At 69.5% G+C, this 18681-nt stretch carries 22 protein-coding genes; 16 read left to right on the plus strand and 6 right to left on the minus strand.

Going from position 1 to position 18681, the window contains the following annotated elements; genetic code table 11:
* Nucleotides 1-627 (minus strand): alpha/beta fold hydrolase (locus VGV06_07580; GenBank protein ID HEV2055017.1); only part of this gene is annotated, 627 nt, incomplete at its 3' end.
* Between the two features lie 118 nt (nt 628-745).
* On the opposite strand from VGV06_07580, the gene VGV06_07585 reads away from it, so the two are divergent.
* Nucleotides 746-1138 (plus strand): RidA family protein, encoded by a 393-nt coding sequence (locus tag VGV06_07585; protein HEV2055018.1) that lies wholly within the window; start codon nt 746-748, stop codon nt 1136-1138.
* 57 nt (nt 1139-1195) lie between these two features.
* Nucleotides 1196-2569 carry a phosphomannomutase/phosphoglucomutase gene (locus VGV06_07590; GenBank protein HEV2055019.1) on the plus strand — a complete coding sequence of 458 codons (1374 nt, stop codon included), beginning with the start codon at nt 1196-1198 and terminating at the stop codon, nt 2567-2569.
* Here VGV06_07590 and VGV06_07595 read toward each other — a convergent pair.
* The gene (locus tag VGV06_07595; protein HEV2055020.1) at nt 2566-3120 is read right to left on the minus strand and encodes a hypothetical protein; all 555 of its coding nucleotides are present in this window, start codon (nt 3118-3120) and stop codon (nt 2566-2568) included. The two genes, VGV06_07590 and VGV06_07595, sit on opposite strands and share 4 nt — an antisense overlap.
* Nucleotides 3117-3854, minus strand: coding sequence for an HAD family hydrolase (locus VGV06_07600; GenBank protein ID HEV2055021.1), 738 nt, complete (start codon nt 3852-3854; stop codon nt 3117-3119). Before VGV06_07600 ends, VGV06_07595 begins: the two co-directional genes overlap by 4 nt.
* Nucleotides 3855-3877: 23 nt before the next feature.
* On the opposite strand from VGV06_07600, the gene VGV06_07605 reads away from it, so the two are divergent.
* The 14 genes from VGV06_07605 (at nt 3878) to VGV06_07670 (ending at nt 16203) form a co-directional block, all read left to right on the plus strand.
* Nucleotides 3878-4078: a hypothetical protein gene (locus tag VGV06_07605; protein HEV2055022.1), complete on the plus strand. Its 201-nt coding sequence runs from the start codon at nt 3878-3880 to the stop codon at nt 4076-4078.
* Complete coding sequence (locus VGV06_07610; protein HEV2055023.1) at nt 4075-4470, plus strand: copper resistance CopC family protein; 396 nt, start codon at nt 4075-4077, stop codon at nt 4468-4470. The genes VGV06_07605 and VGV06_07610 overlap by 4 nt, the downstream gene beginning before the upstream one ends.
* Nucleotides 4467-6485 carry a CopD family protein gene (locus tag VGV06_07615; protein ID HEV2055024.1) on the plus strand — a complete coding sequence of 673 codons (2019 nt, stop codon included), beginning with the start codon at nt 4467-4469 and terminating at the stop codon, nt 6483-6485. The genes VGV06_07610 and VGV06_07615 overlap by 4 nt, the downstream gene beginning before the upstream one ends.
* A complete protein-coding gene (locus tag VGV06_07620; GenBank protein HEV2055025.1) occupies nt 6485-6865 on the plus strand; it encodes a copper-binding protein in 381 nt (126 codons plus the stop codon). The genes VGV06_07615 and VGV06_07620 overlap by 1 nt, the downstream gene beginning before the upstream one ends.
* Before the next feature lie 91 nt (nt 6866-6956).
* Nucleotides 6957-7913, plus strand: a complete 957-nt coding sequence (locus tag VGV06_07625; GenBank protein ID HEV2055026.1) for a Rieske 2Fe-2S domain-containing protein — start codon at nt 6957-6959, stop codon at nt 7911-7913.
* Nucleotides 7914-7967: 54 nt separating this feature from the next.
* On the plus strand, nt 7968-8273 hold the full coding sequence (locus VGV06_07630; GenBank protein ID HEV2055027.1) for a hypothetical protein: 306 nt from the start codon (nt 7968-7970) through the stop codon (nt 8271-8273).
* Nucleotides 8274-8364: 91 nt separating this feature from the next.
* Nucleotides 8365-9801 carry a hypothetical protein gene (locus VGV06_07635; protein HEV2055028.1) on the plus strand — a complete coding sequence of 479 codons (1437 nt, stop codon included), beginning with the start codon at nt 8365-8367 and terminating at the stop codon, nt 9799-9801.
* A 20-nt stretch (nt 9802-9821) separates the two neighbouring features.
* On the plus strand, nt 9822-10739 hold the full coding sequence (locus VGV06_07640) for a metal ABC transporter substrate-binding protein (GenBank protein ID HEV2055029.1): 918 nt from the start codon (nt 9822-9824) through the stop codon (nt 10737-10739).
* A gap of 4 nt (nt 10740-10743) precedes the next feature.
* A complete protein-coding gene (locus VGV06_07645) occupies nt 10744-11577 on the plus strand; it encodes a metal ABC transporter permease (protein ID HEV2055030.1) in 834 nt (277 codons plus the stop codon).
* Nucleotides 11574-12476, plus strand: a complete 903-nt coding sequence (locus VGV06_07650) for a zinc ABC transporter substrate-binding protein (protein HEV2055031.1) — start codon at nt 11574-11576, stop codon at nt 12474-12476. The genes VGV06_07645 and VGV06_07650 overlap by 4 nt, the downstream gene beginning before the upstream one ends.
* Nucleotides 12477-12669: 193 nt before the next feature.
* Nucleotides 12670-13272, plus strand: coding sequence for a phosphatase PAP2 family protein (locus tag VGV06_07655; GenBank protein ID HEV2055032.1), 603 nt, complete (start codon nt 12670-12672; stop codon nt 13270-13272).
* Entirely contained in the window at nt 13272-14015 is a 744-nt protein-coding gene (locus VGV06_07660) for a metal ABC transporter ATP-binding protein (protein ID HEV2055033.1), read from the plus strand. The genes VGV06_07655 and VGV06_07660 overlap by 1 nt, the downstream gene beginning before the upstream one ends.
* Nucleotides 14016-14019: 4 nt before the next feature.
* Nucleotides 14020-15309: a metal ABC transporter permease gene (locus VGV06_07665; protein HEV2055034.1), complete on the plus strand. Its 1290-nt coding sequence runs from the start codon at nt 14020-14022 to the stop codon at nt 15307-15309.
* A gap of 3 nt (nt 15310-15312) precedes the next feature.
* Entirely contained in the window at nt 15313-16203 is an 891-nt protein-coding gene (locus tag VGV06_07670; GenBank protein ID HEV2055035.1) for a cation diffusion facilitator family transporter, read from the plus strand.
* A 150-nt stretch (nt 16204-16353) separates the two neighbouring features.
* Here the strand turns inward: VGV06_07670 and VGV06_07675 are convergent, their stop codons facing one another.
* The 3 genes from VGV06_07675 to VGV06_07685 form a co-directional block, all read right to left on the minus strand.
* Nucleotides 16354-16791 (minus strand): methyltransferase domain-containing protein, encoded by a 438-nt coding sequence (locus VGV06_07675; GenBank protein ID HEV2055036.1) that lies wholly within the window; start codon nt 16789-16791, stop codon nt 16354-16356.
* Nucleotides 16792-17069: 278 nt separating this feature from the next.
* Nucleotides 17070-17483 (minus strand): hypothetical protein, encoded by a 414-nt coding sequence (locus VGV06_07680; protein ID HEV2055037.1) that lies wholly within the window; start codon nt 17481-17483, stop codon nt 17070-17072.
* Nucleotides 17483-18646: an acyl-CoA dehydrogenase family protein gene (locus tag VGV06_07685; protein HEV2055038.1), complete on the minus strand. Its 1164-nt coding sequence runs from the start codon at nt 18644-18646 to the stop codon at nt 17483-17485. Before VGV06_07685 ends, VGV06_07680 begins: the two co-directional genes overlap by 1 nt.
* Between the last annotated feature and the right edge of the window lie 35 nt (nt 18647-18681).

Here is an 18681-nt window from a genome sequence, read left to right on the forward strand (position 1 = left end):
CGCGCGCTCGGCGGCCCTCGCGGGCACCACGGCCTTATCTTGAAGACAGCGAATATATGTGCGGGGCACGCGCATCCCGTAGAAGACGCGGAAGTCCACGGTCTCGACGAATGGCCGGAGGGCCTGCGGCGTGAGGAGCGAGATCGCGCTCGATACGCGCGGGTCGCTCCGCGGCATGTCGCCCATCCAGCGCGCCCAGGCGAACTCGGCCGGGTAGAGGAAGGTGCCGTCGCCGCGCGCGGCGGCGTTGCCGGTCATCATCGCGCGGCCGGCGGGCGTCATCAGCGTCGCGGCCAGGTTTCCGCCATCGGGCACGACCACGGCCGCCAGGAAGACCAGGTGGGCGACGCGCGCGGGGGCCAGCTCAGCGGCTTTCGGGATCACGAGTCCGCCCATGGAGTGGCCGACCAGCACTCCACGGCTGATGCCCTCGAGCGCCATGGCATTCGCCACCGCACGCCCGTACGCTTCCACTCCCGCGTGACGCACCTCGGCAGCCCGCCTCCCGTGACCCGGCAGGTCGAGGGTGACCACGCGGTGCCCCTTGGCGCGAAGCCGCGCCGCCACCTCATCCCAGCACCACGCGCCGTGGCAGGCGCCGTGGACGAGCACGTACTCGTTCGCCATGTCCGATCCTCTTATTGGGGGTTGACTGTCACGCCCGGGGCCACTAGCGTATGGAGCAGCGGACCCGCGCGGCGTCGTCATATTCGCCCAAGACCCGGCGTCCCTCAAGGAGATTCGCATGGCCAAGATCGAGCGGTACTGCGCTCCCGGCGTCTTCGACCCTCCCACCTACTCTCAGGGCGTCAAGGTCACGGGCGCCCAGACCATCCTCTTCCTCGCGGGACAGGTCGCGTACGACGAAAAGGGCCAGCCGGCCCACCGCGGCGACCTCGCGGCTCAGGCGCGGGAAGCGTTCCGGGCCATCAAGGCCCAGGTGGAGGCGGGAGGCGGCACCATGGCCTCCATCGTCAAGATCAACACCTATCTGACCGATATCCGGCACCGGCAGGAGTTGATCCCGGTGCGAGAGGAGTTCTTCGGCAAGAAGGGCCCCGCCTCGACGCTGGTCGCCGTCGCGGCGCTCGCCCACCCCGATTGGCTCATCGAAGTCGAAGCTATCGCCGTCGTCTGAAGGCGGACTTGATGTTCGAGCCGAAACGCTAGCGGTGAGGCGAGGGCTGAATAGATCGTGACCGACTTCAACCCGTTCATTTTCCGCGCGTATGACGTCCGCGGCAAGGTCGGCATCGACATCACGCCGGACGTCTTCGGGGAAGTCGGGCGCGCCTACGGCACGCTCGTCCGCCGGCGGGGCGGTCGCGCCGTCGCGCTCGGGATGGACAACCGCACGACGTCGCCGCCTCTCAAGGAGGCCTTCGCCACCGGCATGCTGTCGACCGGGCTCGACGTCGTGGACATCGGGGTCAACCACACCCCGCTCCTCTACTTCGCGGTCGCGCACTGGAAGCTCGACGGCGGCGCCACCGTCACCGGCAGCCACAACCCCGTCTCCGACAACGGCGTCAAGATGGTCCTTGCTCGCGCCGCGCCGCTGACCGAGGAGGAGATCCAGGGCCTCCTGGCGACGATCACGAGCGGAGATTTCGAGCGCGGCGCGGGCGCGAGAACCACGCGAAACCCCCGCAATGACTACTTCGACGCCATCACCTCGAGCGTGAAGCTCTCGCGCCGGCTCAAGGTCGTGGCCGATGCCGGCAACGGCATCGCGGGCAGCTTCGCCCCCGAGCTGCTGCGCCGGCTGGGCGCAGACGTGATCGAGCTCTACTGCGAGTCCGACGGTACCTTCCCCAACCACCTGCCCGATCCCGAGATGGAGGAGAACACGCGCGAACTCGTCGCCAAGGTGCTCGAGACGCGCGCGGACATCGGGCTCGCCTACGACGGCGACGCCGACCGCGTGGGCGTCGTGGACGAGCGCGGCCGCCGCCACGAAGCCGACCTCATCCTGGCGCTCTTAGCCCGAGACCTGCTGACCCGCCATCCCGGCGCCCAGGTAGTCTTCGACGTCAAGTCCTCGCAGGCGCTCGTGGACGACGTGCGGGCCCACGGCGGGAAGCCCGTCATGTGGAAGACAGGCCACTCCCACCTCAAGCGCAAGATGCGGGAGGACGGGATCCTGCTGGGCGGCGAGGTCTCGGGGCACATGTTCTTCGGCGAGAACTGGTACGGCGTGGACGACGGCATCCTGGCCTCGTGCAAGATCCTCGAGCTGATGGCGCGCGACCCGCTGCCGGTCTCCGCCCACTTCGACACGCTGCCGCATTTCCACTCGACGCCGGAGCTCAAGGCCGCCTGCCCTGACGACCGGAAGTTCGCCGTGATCGCCGCGCTTACCGCCGAGTTCAAGCGGCGCTACGAGATCGTCGACATCGACGGCGCGCGCATCCTCTTCCCCGACGGGTGGGGGCTCGTGCGCGCGTCGAACACCAACCCGTACCTGACCCTGCGCTTCGAGGGCCGGAGCGCCGAGGCCGTCCTACGCATGAAGGCCGAGGTCTTCGACGCCCTCCGCCGCTACCCCTTCGTGACCCTCCCTACCTAGGGCTTTTCGATTGGGTTGCGGCGCACGGTGGGCAGGCCGATCTTGATGAAGGCGTGCTTCTCGGCCGCGTGGCAGCCAGTGCAGGCGGCGCGCAGCCCCTCGATCCGCTGCTTGAAGAGCGCCTGGTCCTTCTTCTTGATCGCCTCGCCGACCTGCGGCAGCGTCGTTTTGAGGACGAACGTCTCCGCGCTCTGGCGGTACTCCGGCCGCCGCTCGAGCCCGAGCTCGATCGCCTTACCCAGCTCCTCGTACATGTGCTCGGCGTAGCCCCAGTTGCCGTCCACCCCGCCCCAGTACATTTCGCCGTAGCGGTAGGCAACCTCGGCCATCGTCGTCTCGAAGCCGCGCAGCTGACGCTGGATCGCCTCGGTGCGGGCCGCGGGGGCGAGCTTCGCGAGCCACCCGGCCTTCTCGGGCGCCGCGGCCTGCTGGTGCTGGTGCGTCTGCGCCGTCGCCGCGGTCCAGGCGGCCGCGGCCCCCGCCCCGACAAGCGCGGCGGCGACGAGCACGGCGAGGAGCGAGCGTCGCAGCGATGTCGTGCCTCGGTTCATGACTGCTCCTTTCTGATCGTTCCCCCAGCCGTTCCCAAGATGAGCCCGGTCGCCTCGAGGAGATCCCGGGCCGTGACGCAATCGCGCGGGCCCCAGAAGCCGCGCGGGTCGAGGAGGATGGCGCCGAGACCCGCGGCGCGGGAGCCCAGCACGTCCACGGAGTAGAGGTCGCCGACGTATACGGCCTCGTGGGCGGCGACGCCCGCCTGCTCGAGGCCCAGGCGGAAGATCTTCGGATCCGGCTTCTCGACGCCGACGACGGCCGAGTCGATGACGAAATCGAGCGCGTCCCCGAGCCCCGCGCCGGCGAGGAGCGCACGCGCCCACCCGTTGGAGTTCGACACCACGCCCGCCACGAGGCCGGCCGCCTTCACCCGAAGGATCGCCGCCAGCGCGTCCGGGTCCGCGACGTTGAAAAGCCCGGCGGGCGCGTTGTAGCTCCGGCGGAAGCCCGCGGCGGCCTCGATCTCGGTAGGCGCAGTGATGCCGAGACCTTCCAGTAGGTAGGCGAGGTAGGAGTCCTGGGCCGTGCGCCCCTCGGTCGAGGCGCCGCGCGCGAGGTCGGCGTCGAGCCGCACCCGGGCGCGAAGCTCCGCCTCTTCGATCGCCTCGATCGAGACCTCGCGACCTCGGCTCTTCAGGTGGTCGGCGATCGCCGGGTAGTTCATCCGCATGAGCGTGTTGCCGGCATCGAAGAGGACAGCGCGGGGCCGGCTGGGAGCGGGAGGGGTCATACCCCCATTATAATGATGCGGTGATGGCCTCACGCCTACTCCTCGCTCTCCCGCTCCTCCTGTCCGCCGCGCCCGCTTCGGCGGACCACGGCGGTCCTCTCGCATCGGCGCCGATGAGCCCCATCACCGTGGCCCTGCTGGCGGGCGGCCTGGCCTTCGTCACCGTCCTGCTGCTGGTCCTGATCGTGCGACTCCTCGCGCGCCCCGCGCACAGGCCCGAATGACCAGGGGCCGCGCGATCCTGTTCGCCGCCCTGGCCGGGGCCGGCGCGCTCTCGGCTGTCGGGCTCTCCCCCGGCGCCGCGCCCGCGCATTCGCTGCTCGTGCGCTCCGAGCCCGGACGCAGCGCGACGGTCACCCGCGCGCCCGAGCGCGTCAGGCTCTGGTTCAGCGAGCGGATCGAGCCCGCCTACGCCAAGCTGTCGGTCTGGAGCGAGGCCGGCACGCAGGTGGATGCGGGCGACGCCGCGGTCGATTCGAATGACCCGACCCTCCTTTCGGTGAGCACGCCCAACCTCGGCCCCGGGCGCTACACCGCGCGGTTCCGCGTGCTGTCGGTGGACGGCCATGTCGTCGAGTCGAGCTTCGCCTTCACCGTCAAGGCCGCCGCCCGATGAGCGGGGTCGGCGTCGGGATCCGCGCGCTCTCCACGGGCGCCGGCCTCCTCATCGTCGGCGTCATTGCCATGAGTCTTCTCGCGGGCCCGAGCGACAAGCCGACGGCGCGCCGGTGGCACCGACGCCTCGCGCGCTCCACGCGCTGGCTCGCCGCGCTTCTCCTCGTCTCGGGCGTGGCGGCGCTTGGATGGCAGGTCACCGTCGTGACGGGCCGGGTCGACGGCGCCGCCGACGGCACGGCGTGGCTGCGCCTCCTCGGGGCGACGCAGTTCGGGACGGTGTGGCTCCTTCGCCACGCGATCCTCCTGCTGCTGGCGGCCCTCGTCCTTCTCCGTGAGAGTGACGAGTCGCCTCCCGACTGGCTCGCCTGGCGTATCGAGGCGGGACTCCTCGCCGCCGCGGGCGTGGGCCTATCGGCATGGGCCGGTCACGCGGTAGGGGTGGATCCCGGCAGCGCACTGCCCGCGCTCGTCAACGCCGTCCACCTGGTCGCCACCGGCGCCTGGCTCGGGGCCTTGCCGGCCCTCGCCCTGCTCCTGGTCGCGGCCTCGCGCGAGGCCGGCGCCGACTCGCGGCCCTTCGCGGTGCTGGCCACGCGCCGCTTCTCGACCTGGGCGCTCGCCGTGATGACGGTCATCGTCGCCACCGGCGTGTGGAATGCCTGGAACGAAGTCGGCGGCGTCCCGGGCCTCGTGGGCACGGGCTACGGCCGGCTGGTCCTGCTCAAGGTCGCGCTGCTCCTCCCCGTGCTGGGGCTGGCCGGCTGGAACCGCGGCAGCCTGCTGCCTCGCCTGGGGGGCGACGGCTCCACCGTGGGCCGGCCCGCCATGAGGAGCCTCGCGGGTTTCGTCGGGGTCGAGGCCATCGTCGGCGCGGCGCTCGTGGTCGTGGCCGCGGTGCTGGCGTTGACGCCACCGGGCCGCCATATGACACCCGAGTGGCCCTTCAGCTTCCGCCTGGCCCCCGACGTCACGTGGAACTTCCCCGGCGTCAAGACCCGCGTCTTCATCGGCGCCCAGACCGCCTTCGTCGGCGTGCTGGTCTTGGTCGCGGGCTGTCTCCTCCGGCGCTGGCGCCCGCTCATGCTTGCCGGCGCGGCGGTGCTCGTTGTCGCGGGGGCGCAGCAGGCGCTGCCACCGCTCGCCGTCGACGCCTACCCGACGACCTACCGGCGGCCCGCGGTCCCCTACAACGTCGCCTCGGTCGCTCATGGGTCCGCCCTCTACCGAATCCACTGCGCCGGCTGCCATGGCCCGACGGGCCGCGGGGACGGACCTGCGGCGGCGGGGCTGCTTCGGCGACCGGCCGACTTGACCGCGCCACACACCAATGACCACACAGCCGGCGACATCTTCTGGTGGCTCACCCACGGCGTCGGCATCGTCATGCCGGGCTTCGGCGTCCAGCTCTCGGAGGACGGGCGCTGGGACCTGATCAACTTCCTTCGCGCGCTGTCGGCCGGCGAAGCGGCCCGCAGTCTCACCGACATCGACGAGCCCGAGCGCCCGCGCCTGGCGGCCCCCGATTTCACCTTCGCCACGGGACCCGCGCAGATGAGCCTCAAGGACTACCGCGGCCGGCAGCCGGTCTTGCTCGTGCTGTTCACCCTGCCCTCGTCGCGCGCACGGCTCAGCGAGCTCGCCCAGGCCTACTCCGATCTCCGGAGCTTCAACGCGGCCGTCATCGCCGTGCCCATGGACGGTGGAGAAAAAATCCTGTCGCGCATCGGGGCATCTCCCCGCATCCTGTTCTCCGTGGCCACCGAGGGCGCGGCAGAGATCGTCTCGACCTACGCCCTGTTCCGGCGCACGCGGGCTCCCGAGGGCGCCCTGCCCAACTCGCCCATGCCCGCCCACATGGAGTTCCTGATCGATCGCTCGGGCTACTTCCGCGCGCGGTGGCTGCCGGGGGGACCTTCGCCGGGCTGGTCGGACATCAAGGTGCTGCTGGCCGAGATCCAGACGCTCAACCAGGAGACCGCGGTCGCGGCGCCTCCCGACGAGCACGTGCACTGATGCGGCTCTGGCGCGTGGTCCTCCTGCTCAACCTGGCGGTGGGCGTCGGCGTCCTCGCGGGCTGGCTCGCCTGGGGGCAGCAGATTCCGCGCCTCGAGCGGCGGCTGCTGGAGAGCCGGCAGCGGGTCCTGGTCGTCGGCGGCGAGCAGACGTGGATCGTCAAGGGCGTCGTGCGGGCCGTGATCCCGGAGATCCAGGTCGTGGTGCTGACCCACGACGAGATCCCCGGCTTCATGCCGGCCGGGATGACGATGGGCTTCAAAGTTCAGAACCCGAAGACCCTCGAGCGCGCCCGCCCCGGGGATGTCGTGCGCTTCACGCTCACGGGCACCCCGCCGGATGTCCAGATCACCGCGCTCGTCAAGGAGGGGCAGTCATGATCGGCGAACTCAGGCGGCTGCACCGGCACATCTGGATCGCGTGGCTGCTTGTCGTCGCCACCGTGGTCACCTTCATCGTCTTCATGCAGCCGTGACCTTCACGTCGAAACGGCGGTTCGACGCCGTGCTGGCCATGATCGTGGCCGCGTGGTTCTTCGGTGGCCGTGCGCTCTGGAGCGGCCCCGACCTCGACGTCTTCCTCGTCAAGGCGACCGCCCTCCTGGCCTTCCTCTTCCTCTCCGCTGCGATCAGCCTGGGCCCGCTCGCCCGGCTCTGGCGCCCGGCCACCCGCTTCATCTACAACCGGCGCCACCTCGGCGTGACCACGTGGGCGCTCGCCGTCTTCCACGCGACCGTCGTCATGCACTACGGGAACAGCTGGAAGCCCGCGAACCTCCTCGAGGTGCTGCCGGGGCAGACCTTCCTCCGCATCCCCTTCACGCTCTTCGGCGTCGGGGCGCTCACCATCCTGACGGTGATGGCGCTGACCTCGTGGGACTACTTCCTCCACGCCTGGACGCCTCCCGGCTGGAAGCGCCTGCACATGGCGGTCTACGCCGGTTACGCCCTCGTCGTCGTCCACTTCACGGTCCGCTTCGCGGGCGACCCGCCGGTGAACTGGCGGCTCCTCGGGCTGCTGTGGCTCATTGCGCTCCTCGTGGCCGCGCTGCACCTTGCCGCGGCGATCAAGGAGTCCCGGGGCGATCGCCCGGCGCCCGCCAGCGCCGACGGTCTCATCCTCCTCGGCACCTTCACCGAGCTTGAAGAGGGCCGCGCGGTCACCGTGCACGTCAGGGGCGAGCACAACGGGGGCGAGCGGATCGCCGTGGTCCGCAAGAATGGCGCGCTGTGCGCCATCTCCAACGTCTGCCCGCACCAGAACGGCCCGCTCGGCGAAGGTGTCGTGCGGGACGGCTATCTCGAATGCCCGTGGCACGGCTACCAGTTCGACCCCTGCACGGGGCTGGGTCCGCCGGGCTTCTCCGACTCAGTCCCGCGCTACGATCTGGTGACCAAGGGCAACCAGACGTATCTGCGGACCCCGTAACGCGCCCGATTTCTTGCAAATTTCCACGGGCTCGCGTATACAGATAGCCCAGCCATGAAGAGCTTGCGGCCTCGGAGCTATCGCGCCGCCATCGTCCTGCTGCTGGCCCTGCTGGCCCTCACCTTCGCCGTCGAAGGCAGCCAACCGAGCCACAGTCACGAGGACGGACGCCTCGGGCTTTACAACGCCGAGTGTCCCCTGGCGGAGCTATCCGCCGTCCACACCGCCGGCTGGGCGCCCGAACCGCTTGCGATCGCGTCGCCTGAACTGGTCGCCCTGCCGATCGCCGTCACGTCGTCGGGATGGGTGCCGAGCCCATTCCTCAGCTTCACCGATAGTCGCGCTCCCCCTCTCGTCTAGCCCGCCCCGCTGATTCCTTGGTAGTCGGCCAGCGCCCGGGAGTTATTCCGCGCGCGCGCCCGCTCATTCGCCGCACCAAAAGGAGAAGGCCATGCGTGCATTCGTCGCAGTCGTGCTCGTGCTGGGCCTGCTCGCCCCGGCCACGTCCGCCGCCGCGCAGGACGCTCTAGCGCTGCGCCGCGAGATGGAGCAGATGCGCAAGCAGTTCGAAGCCATGCAGGAGCAGTACAAGAAGACCTTGGACTCGATGGCAGAACGCCTCGACCGCGTCGAGGCGCGCCCGCAGCCGGCCGCCACGGCCGCGCCGGCGACCGTGCAGCCGGCGGCCGCACAGCCTGCGCCCGGCGCACCGCCCGCGATCGGGCTGACCGCGCAGCGGCCGCCCGGCAGCGAGCCGACGGCCCTCGACCTGATCAGGCCCCGCCAACCTTACGCGCTCTACGAGCGCCGAGGCCCGGGCCAGCTCCTCTTCGACATGGGCGTGACGGGTGACTTTGTCGGCAACCTGACCCAGCACAACGTCCAGAAGAACCAGGGCGGCAGCTTCCCAGGCCTCGAGAACCTCTTCTTCCTGCGCGAGGGAGAGGTGTCGTTCTTCGGGCAGATCGACCCGTATGCCCGCGCCGAGGTGCGGATCGAGGCGGGGCAGGATCAGCGAGGAGAGGGCCTCACCGTATCGGTGGCCGAGGCCAACCTCACGCTCACGGCCCTCCCATACGGCACGCAGCTCAAGATGGGCCAGATGCGCAACCGCTTCGGCTACCTGAACCAGATCCACGCCCACGACTGGCCATTCATCGACAACCCGAACGTCCTCCAGCAGTTCTTCGGCAAGGGGGGCCTGGTCGACGCGGGCTTTGAGGCAACCTGGGTGCCGCCCCTGCCGTTCTACCTCGAGCTGCTCGGCGGCGTCTTCAACGGCCAGAACAACGTCGCCTTCGGCCGTGACCAGATCTCGAATCCGCTCGTGACCGGCCGGCTGCGGACGTTCTTCGACCTTGACGACTGGGGCGCCATCCAGCTGGGCTCCTCGGTCGCGGCCGGACAAACGCCCCAGCAGAAGAGCAGCACCATCGTCGGCTTCGACGCCAAGTACAAGTACACGCCGCCGGGCTGGCAGCGCGCGGCGTTCACCCTCCTGGGCGAGTACCTCCTCTCATTCCGGGACGTCGTCATGACCGACGCGGACGGGTTCGATGGGACGCGCCATCGCAACAGCCAGGGCTTCTACGTCGGCGGCGAGCTGCGGCCCTTCAACCACGGAGAGCTGTCAAAGTGGCTCCTGGGCTTCCGCTACGACAGGACCCAGTACCCCGCCGCCTCCGGCACGGAGTGGGCCGTGCAGCCCTTCCTCACGTACTATCCCTCGGAGTTCCTGCGCTTCAGGCTCGGATACAAGCAGACGACCCGGAGCCAGTGCTGCCGCTACCTGGACTTCCAGGACAACGGCGGCAGCGCCAGGCAGCTGAGCGAGTATTTCCTCCAGGCCACCTTTATAATGGGCGCCCACCCGGCGGACCGATTCTGATGCGGACAGGACCGACGACCATGCGACGACTCCTGACTCTGACCCTGTCTCTCGCGGCAGTGTGGGCAGTGCTCGGCGCCCCCGCCGCGAGCGCCCAGAAGCTTCGCGTCGTCACCAGCACCACCGACTTGAAATCGCTGACCGAGGCGGTCACTGGGGATCTCGCTGACGTTGAGGCCATGGCACGGCCCAACCAGACCGCTCACGACGTGGAGGTCCGCCCGAGCCTCATGGTCAAGGTGCGCCGCGCGGACGCCATGATCGTCAACGGCCTCGGTCTCGACGACTGGGCCGACGTGGTCGCCCAAGGCGCGAATAATGCGAACGTCAACCCGGGCGCCCCGGGACGCATCGACGCCTCCCGCGGCATCCTCGTCCTCGAGGTGCCGAAGACCCGCGTGGACCGCTCGATGGGAGACGTCCACCCGTCCGGCAACCCGCACTACAGCCTCGACCCGGAGATGGCTCCCGCCGTCACGCAGAACATCCTCGAGGGGCTCACGCGCGTCGCGCCCCAGCACCGCGCCGCCTTCGAGCGCAACCGCCAGCAGTTCCTGGCGCGCCTCGACGAGGCGATGGGCCGCTGGAACAAGATGCTCGCGCCCTACAAGGGTTCTCCCGTCGTCGTGAACCACGCGCAGTGGATCTACCTGCTCACCCGCTTCGGCCTCGTCCAGGTCGGCACCGTCGAGGAGCGGCCCGGCATTCCGGCGACCGCGAACCACATCATCAAGCTCGTCAACCTGATGAAAGAGGACCGTGTGAAAGCGATCATCGCGGAGCCGTGGAGCGACTTCAAGCTGGTGGAGCGGATCGCCCAGGAGGCCGGGGCCCAGGCGGCCATCCTGGCGTCCTCGGTAGGCGCCCTGAAAGGCACCGACACGTTCATCGAGGCCGTCGATTTCAACGTGAAGACGCTCGCCCAGATGCTTAAATAGAGCCGTGGCCCACGACCTCCTCGCGCTGATGTGGGTGCCGTTCCTGATGTGCCTGGTGCTGACGGGCATCCACGCTTATCTCGGTCTCCACGTCATCGCGCGGGAGGTCGTGTTCGTGGATATCGCCCTCGCGCAGATCGCCGCGCTCGGCGCGACCGCGGCGTTCCTCTTGGGGTACGATCTCGAATCGTGGGGCTCGTACGCCTTCGGGCTCACCTTCACGATCCTGGGCGCCTCCGTGTTCGCGCTCACGCGGAGCCGCGAGCGGCGCGTGTCCCAGGAAGCGGTCATCGGAGTCGTCTACGCCGTCTCCGCCGCGGCCGCCGTCCTCGTCGCCGACCGCACGCCGCACGGGGCCGAGCACCTGCGGAGCATGCTGGTCGGCAGCATCCTGGCCGTGAGAGGCAGCGAGGTCATCAAGGTCGCGTGCCTGTACGCCGTCGTCGGGCTCTTCCATTGGCTGTGCCGGCGCCCCTTCCTGCTCATCTCGACCGATCCCGACAAAGCCTACAGCGACGGCTGGCGAGTGCGCCGGTGGGACTTTCTCTTCTATGCGTCCTTCGGCGTCGTCGTGACGAGCTCGGTGCGGATCGCCGGGGTGCTGCTGGTCTTCTCGTACCTGATCGTGCCGACGCTGGCGGCCAATCTTCTGGGGGGCACCGTCTCCAGACGGCTCGCCGTGGCCTGGGGCTTCGGCACCTTCGTGAGCGTTGTGGCCATGGTCGCCTCGGCCATCCTCGACCTCCCCACCGGCGCGACGGTCGTTTGCGCCTTCGGGCTCATCCTGCTCGTCCTGGCCGTGGTCACACGGGCGACCGGCAGCGCGGCCCCGGCGTGAGGGCACCCGCGCGCTCCTGGCTCCTGCTGGTCGTCCTCGCGCCCCTGGCCTCCGCCGGCTGCCAGCAGGCGTCCCCGCCCGAGGGCAAGCCACTCGTCGTCGCCAGCTTCTACCCGATGTACGAGTTCGCGCGCCAGGTGGCGGGCGAGCGCGCGCAAGTGCTCTCGCTGGTGCCGCCCGGTGTGCACGGGCACGACTGGGAGCCCTCGCCGCAAGACGTCGCACAGGTGCAGCGGGCGCGAGTCTTCGTGTACAACGGCGCCGGCTTCGAGCCGTGGGCCGAGAAGTTGATCAAGGAAGCCGCGAGGCCCGCGACCGTGGTGGTTGCCGCGAGCGCGGGACTGACGGTCGCGCGCGCCGGGGCGAGCGGCGACGTGGATCCCCATGTCTGGCTCGATCCCGTGCTGGCCCGGAGCGAGGTCGAGGCGATCCGCGCCGCGCTCGAGCGGAGCGACCCGGCCGGCAAAGCCCCCTACGCCGACAACGCCAGCGCCTTCAACGCCAGGCTCGAGGCGCTCAACGTGAGCTTCGAGACGGGGCTCCGCGACTGCGCGCGGCGCGAAGTCGTGGTGTCGCACGCGGCATTCGGCTATCTGACGCGCCGCTATCGACTCGAACAGATACCGGTGATGGGGCTCACCCCGGAGGCCGAGCCGAGCCCGGCCGCGCTGGTTGGGATCGTCCGGCAGGCCAGGCAGCGCAAGGTCACGGCGATCTTCCTCGAGCCCCTGGTCAGCCCGCGGCTGGCCGAGACGCTCGCGCGCGAGGTCGGCGTACGGATCCTGCCGCTCAACCCTGTCGAGGGCGTCACAACCTCGGAGGCCAAGGCGGGCACGGGCTACGTCGAACTCATGATGGCCAACCTCACGAGCCTCCGCGACGGCCTCGGCTGCCGCTAGGCCGGATGCTGAGAACCTCAGAGGTTGCTCAAAAAGGTCCAGATGCGAGGCGGACAATTGTCTCAGCCCTCGCCTCGGGGCTCCGCCCCTCAGCTCGAACTGCCACGAGCGTGCGGCCGAGGGCGCCCCAACGGGCTTTGCTAAATGATGCAGATGGGCCTTTTTCAGCAGCCTCCGAGTACAATCTGAGGTCATGGAGGCACATCCTGCCCGCCATTGGCGCGCGCTCTCCCTGGGAGGCGCCGCGCTGTTCCTGGGGCTCGGAGTCTTGGTCTTTGCCGTCGGCCTTCTGCCCGGCGACTCGACGCTCTACGAGGAGGTCATGGCGCACCGGACTCCGGCTATCCTCGAGTTCTTCTCCTGGGCCAACATGTTCGGCTCGTGGACTGGCCTCCTGCCTGCCTCTCTCGTGCTCCTTGCCATCTCGCCAGAGGCGAGGAAGCGCTGGTGGCTCATCGTGCTCGTGCTCCTCGGGGCGCCGCTGATCGAACAGGTGGCCAAGCACCTCGTCGGGCGGACGCGGCCGCGCGGATCGGCCATGGGCTTTCCGAGCGGCCACATGACCGGGGCCGCGGCCTTCGCCGTCATCGCCATCTACTTCGCCATCAAGGAGCCGTGGAGCCGTGTCCAGCGGCTCGGGCTCACCGCCGTGGTGACCGTCATGGTGGTCCTGGTCGGCGTCGCGCGCCTCGTGCTGAACGCGCACTGGCCGTCCGACATGCTGGGCGGCCTGCTCCTCGGCTCCACCTGCGCGGCGGCCGGCGCGTGGTGGGATGCGAGGCGGAGCGCGGCCTGATGCGCCCTTTCGTCGAGCTCGAGGGCGTGGGCGTCTCCTACGGCGAAGTCCGCGTGCTCGACGGCATCAACCTCACCGTCGAGCCCGGCGACTTTCTCGGCATCATCGGCCCCAACGGCTCGGGCAAGACCACCCTCCTGCGGGTGATGCTGGGGCTGCTGGAACCCCAGGAAGGCTCGGTGAGGCTCTTCGGCCAGCCGCCGTCCGCATTCCGCGAGTGGCGGCGATTGGGCTATGTCCCGCAGCGGGCCGCGCTCGATCCTTCCCTGCCCGTGACCGTGCGGGAGGTGGTCGCCTCCGGCCTCGTGGCGAGCCTTGGTCTTCTCCAGCGTATCGGCCGGGCGCAGAGAGCCCGCGTTTCGGACGCGCTGGCCCGCGTCGGCATGGAGGCGCACGCGCGGGCGCGCATCGGCGCGCTCTCAACCGGGCAGCAGCAGCGCGTGCTGATCGCCCGCGCGCTCTGCTCCGACCCCGAGCTGATCATCCTGGACGAGCCCACGGGCGGCGTGGACCCCGAGGCGCAGACCTCCTTTTACGCCATGCTCCACCACTTGAACCGCGAGCGCGAGGTCACCCTCGTCCTCGTCAGCCACGACATCGGCGTCGTCGCCAAGCAGGTCACGAAGCTCGCCTGCCTCAACCGGCGGCTCATCTTCCACGGCCGCCCCGGCGATTTCCTGAGCGACGCGGCCCTGACGGCCCTGTACGGGCCGTCAGTGCGCATCGTGAGCCACGACCACTAGCCCCATGCCCGACTTCCTCCAGTTCGGCTTCATGCAGCGCGCGTTCGTGGCGGGCGCCGTCATGGCCGTGGTCTGCCCGCTGATCGGCGTCTTCCTCGTGCCGCGTCGGCTCTCCCTGATTGCGGACACGCTGGCGCACGTCGCGCTGGCGGGCGTGGCGCTCGGGCTCCTCGTGGGCGCCTCGCCGGTCCTTGGCGCCCTCGTCGTGACCGTGGCCGGCGCGCTCGGCATGGAGCGGCTCCGATCCCGCGGGGCGCTCCAGGGGGACGCGGCGCTGGCGGTCTTCCTCTCCGGCGGCTTCGCGCTGGCCGTGGTGCTGATCAGCCTCGCGCGCGGTTTCAACGCCGATCTCTTCGCCATCCTCTTCGGCAGCATCCTGACGGTCAGCCCCGCGGACGTCTGGCTCATCCTGGCCTTGGGCGCCGTGGTGGTGACGACCATCCTGCTCTCCTACCGGCAACTCTTCGCCATCACGCTCAACGAGGACCTGGCGCGGACGAGCGGCGTCCCGGTCACCGCGCTCAACATGCTGCTGACCGTGCTGACCGCGCTCACCACCGTGGTCGCCATGCGCATGGTGGGCGTCCTGCTCGTCAGCGCCATGATCGTGATTCCGACGCTCACGGGCTTCGCCCTCGGCCGGAGCTTCCGCCGCGCGACGGCCCTGGCCATCGCGATGGCGCTCGCGTCAGTCGGAATCGGCCTCACCGCCGCCTACTACCTGCGCCTGGCCGCCGGCGGCGCCGTGGTGCTGACGGCGCTCCTGCTCTTCGCATTGGCGTCGCTCGCCCGGCGCGTGCCGTGGGGCCCACGCGCGCGCCTCGCCGCCATCACGCTGCTCTGCCTGTCCGTCGCCGGGGGCGCCTCGGCGCAGGACGGCGAGTGCAAGCGCTGGCGCGCGGCCTTCGCGTCCATGCCGATCCGCATGGTGACAGTCCAAATGGGCGCCAAGACCGTCGCCATCCGGGTGAAGGTGGCCGAGAATTCCGAGCAGGCGGCGGCCGGCTTCCAGTGCTCGACTCCGCAGGAGATCCAGAACACGCTCATCCTTTTCGACTTCGGCCGCGAGATCAACACCCAGTTCCACATGCAGAACGTCCCGGCCGCCCTCGACATCGCCTTCGTGAAAGCGAACGGCACCATCTTCTCCATCCTCAAGATGGACCCGAGCCCCACCGCGCTGTACGGCCCGATGGGCGACTTCCGCTTCGCGCTCGAGGCCCGGGCGGGCTTCTACGAGAGCCAGGGCGTCCGCCAGGGAGAAGCGCGCCTGCTGGTCCCGGCCGCCAAATAGGCCGTGCACCACCGCCACACGCATGCCTCGCGTCACAAGCATCGCCTCTGGGTGGTCTTCGCGCTCAGCGCGACTTTCATGGTGGTGCAGGTCGGGGTCGGCTGGTGGGCGAACTCGCTCGCGCTCCTCGCCGACGCGGCCCACCTCTTCGTCGACGCGGCGGGGGTGGGGTTCTCGCTCCTCGCCGTCTGGTTCGCCGAGAAGCCGGCGACGGCGGAGAAGACGTACGGGTACTACCGCGTCGAGATCCTGGCGGCTCTCGTCAACGGTGTCGTCCTCTGCGTGCTGGCCATCGCCATCCTGGTCGAGGCGTGGGATCGCCTGCGGGTGCGCCACGAAGTCTCGGCGGGGCCCGTGCTTGTGGTCGCGGTGGCGGCGCTCGGCGTCAACCTGCTGGCGGCGTGGCTGCTGCACGCCGGCGCCGGCGAGAGCCTGAACGTGCGCGGGGCCTACCTCGAGGTGCTGGGCGACGCGCTCTCCTCAGGGGCGGTAATCGTGGCGGCGGCGGTGATCCTGGTCACGGGCTGGACCGCGGCGGACGCTCTCGCGAGCGCCGCCATCGGCCTCCTGATCCTGCCGCGCACGTTCGCGCTGCTCAGGCAGGCGGTCAACGTGCTGCTCGAGGGCGTGCCGGCCCACCTCGACCTGGCGGAGATCGAAACGGCGCTCCGCAGCGCCCAGGGAGTCAAGCGGGTGCACGATCTCCACGTGTGGACGCTCACGTCGGGGCGCGAGGCCATGAGCGCCCACGTTGAGGTGGAGGCGGGGACGCCCGCGGACCGGATCCTGGACGAGCTGCACGTGGTGCTCCACTCCCGCTTCGGCATCGATCACACCACCATCCAGATCGAAACCGAAGCGCCGTCGCTCCTCCAGATCACCCCGCGCTCATAGCCCCTCTCACCGGCTGGCGCAGATCTCGGCCGCAATCACCCGGGGGTCCTTGCATCGAGCATTGCTCGTGGCCCGCAAGATCGTGACCTCCCGAAATCCTTGCTCTCGAAACTCGTCCAGGAAGGCACCGCCTTCCTTGGCCCCGGCAATTCAGGCAAACCACTCGGCTTCGGTGAACGTGCCCGATGTGGTCACGGCCTCCTGCGCGATGAGCTCTGCAGCATAGACGACGCCACCAGGCCGCACCACCCTCGCGAGCTCCCGAAAGATCTGGGTGCGGGCCGGGTTCAGGTTGAAGATGCCGTTGACGAGCGCCACGTCAATCGACCCGGGCTCCAGCGGGAGGTGCTCCGCATCTCCGCGACAAAAGGTCACGTTGATCCCGAGTGCGGCCGCGGCCTGTCCCGCCCTGGTCAGCATGGAGTCGCTGAAGTCGATCCCGATCACCCGGCCGGTCGGTCCCACCCGCCGCGCCGCAATCAGGCTGTCGAGGCCTGCCCCACAGCCGAGGTCAAGTACCCGGGCGCCGGGCGGGAGAGAGGCGAAGACGGCCACGTTGGAGACCCCGGCAAAGGCCTCGACCGCCATGGCCGGCAAGCTGTCCAGAAGTTCGGATGGGTATCCGAGTCGCTCGGCTAGGACTCGTCCAACGGGGAAGGCGTGCTTTTCCTCGGGCCGTGCCGCGGCTGCGGAATAGGCCCGCTGGACGGCGCTTCGCAACTGCAGGCCCCGATCAGCGGGAAGTCGGACCAAAGGGCCACCCCCCTATACATCCAAAACGGCGGCGAGCCCAGGAACAGGCTATCGTCGATAACGATACATTGGTCTGTCTGTAATGGCAACCCCTATATCTCGGATACTGCGAACTACCACCAACCCCGCCACCAGACAAAGAAACCGGTGATCACGAGCAGTGCCGCGAGGTAGATCCACCAGCTCTCGTACCAGGTCGTGACCTCGAGCCGCTCCCGATCCTCGTCCCAGCGCAGGCCTTCGCGCCAGCCCGGCTCGCCGCGATAATACTGGTGAAAGGCCTGGGTCACCCGCGCGAGCGGCAGCGCCGTCTCGGCGCTCCGGTAGCGATGCTCGAGTGAGCCGTCCTGGTAGACGAGCGTGAAGCCCGTCGCGGCGCTGCCGGTGGCCTGGAGATACGTCGCCTCCTCACGTGCCAACGTCGCGACGAGGTTACGCTTCCCGTCGAGGCCGGCCAGCACCTTGCCGATGGTGCCGCCGTCGGGGGCGTCGTAGGCGTAGTCGAGGGTGCTGAGCGTGAAGGGCATCAGTACGAGCGGGGCAGGCCCAGGACGTGCTCGCTGAGATAGTTCAGCGCCATCTCCTGAGAGATGGGCGCGATCTTGTAGAGGCGGATCTCGCGCCACAGGCGCTCGACGTAGAACTCCTTGGCGTAGCCGTAGCCGCCGAAGGTCTGGAGCGCGGCGTCGCAGGCCTGGAAGCCCGCCTCAGCCGCGAGCAGCTTGGCCGCATTGGCCTCGCGGCCGCAGGGCCGGCCCGTGTCGAAGAGCCACGCGGCCTTGAGGCACATCAGCTCGGCGGCGTCGAGCTGGGCCATCGCCAGGGCCAGCGGATGGGCGATCGCCTGGTTCTTGCCGATGGGCCGGTCGAAGACGATGCGCTCCTTGGCGTACTGGACGGCGCGCTCGAGGGCCGCCCGCCCGATGCCGACGGCCTCGATGCCGACCACGATGCGCTCCGGATTGAGCGAGTCGATCAAGTGGTAGAAGCCGTCGCCCACCGTTCCGACGACATCGACCTCGGGCACTTCCATGTTGTCGATGAAGATCTCGTTGGAGTCCACGGCCGCCCGCCCGAGCTTTTCGATCTCGCGAACCGTGATCGCCTTGCGATTGAACTCGGTGAAGAACAGCGTCATGCCCTTCAGCGGCTTGGCGGGGTCGCGGTCGCTGGTGCGGGTGAGGAGCAGGATGCGGTTGGCGTGCTGGGCGTTGGTGGTCCAGACCTTGCGGCCGTTGACGATCCAGCGATCGCCCTTCTTCTCGGCGCGCGTCTGGATGCGGGAGGTGTCGGTGCCCGAGTTCGGCTCGGTGACGCCGAAGGACATGATGGTCTCGCCCGTCACGATCTTCGGCAGCTCGCGGCGCTTCAGCTCCTCCGTGCCGTAGCGCACCACCGGCTCGGGCGGAAAGCAGTAGAAGTGAATGGGCGAGGCGCCGGAGGTGCCGGCGCCCGACGCGCAGATCTCGTGGAGCATGATGGCGGCCTCGGTGACGCCGAGCCCGGCGCCTCCGTAAACCTCGGGGATCATGAGGCCGAGCCAGCCGTTGTCCGCGAAGGCCTTCACGAACTCGTCCGGGTACTCGTGCTTCCGGTCCTTCTCGAGCCAGTAGTCCAGCGAGAAGTTCCGCGCCAGCGCGGCGACCTCCTTGCGGATCAGCTCCTGCTGCTCGGTGAGCGCGAAGTCCATCGTGGCCTCCCTGTGCGTCTAACGGCTGGCGGAAG

This window comes from Candidatus Methylomirabilota bacterium (assembly GCA_035936835.1).
GTDB lineage: Bacteria > Methylomirabilota > Methylomirabilia > Rokubacteriales > CSP1-6 > AR37.